Below are 244 nucleotides of genomic sequence, written 5' to 3' on the forward strand. Positions count from 1 at the left end.
GCATCGAGGTCGTGCTGTGAGTAGGCGCGGAAGGCGATGTGCGTGGTGGTGTGGACCACTGAGGGCACCTTGGACAGGCGGTCGGCAATGACGTCTGCCAGATCCTCGTGCTTGGACACCCGTGCAACAGCGATGAGGTCCCATTCGCCGGTGACTGAATAGACCTCGCTGATGCCTTGAATGGCCGAAATTTGCTCGGCCGTTTCCGGGATGCGTGAGGCATCGGTCTTGATCAGGACAAAAG

1 protein-coding gene is annotated in these 244 nt (G+C 59.4%); it reads right to left on the bottom strand.

All coding sequences use genetic code 11. The features are described 5' to 3' along the window. Positions 1-244 (bottom strand): Lrp/AsnC family transcriptional regulator (locus ACPYOM_RS23510; RefSeq protein WP_481347832.1); only part of this gene is annotated, 244 nt, incomplete at both ends.

This window comes from Monashia sp. HAY1-2A, from assembly GCF_056755315.1.